The 261-nt window shown below is 65.5% G+C and carries 1 pseudogene; it reads right to left on the bottom strand.

Annotated elements, in window-relative coordinates:
• A pseudogene (locus ACTFO6_RS19010) lies at window positions 1-261 on the bottom strand (DNA primase); the annotation flags it as partial.

Genomic DNA, 261 nt, shown 5'->3' with positions numbered 1-261 from the left:
GCCCGTAGAGCTCCCGGCCTTTCTCGAAAATGGCGGTCTCGGGGGAATTCAGGTACTTGGGTTCACCTTCGCCGATCAGGCGGCCTCCGAACCCCACGATCCGGCCCCGGCCGTCGGCGATGGGGAACATGATTCGGTTCCGGAAGCGGTCATAGCGCCGGCCGCCTTCCCCCCGCAGTACCAAACCGGCTTTGTCCAGCCATGCCGAGCCATAATCATCGAAGCATCCCGCCAGGGCCGGCCAATCGGCCGGGGCGTAAC

The organism is Pelomicrobium sp. G1 (assembly GCF_051905455.1).
GTDB lineage: Bacteria > Pseudomonadota > Gammaproteobacteria > Burkholderiales > UBA6910 > Pelomicrobium.
This window is presented reverse-complemented; position numbering and strand designations above follow the sequence as displayed.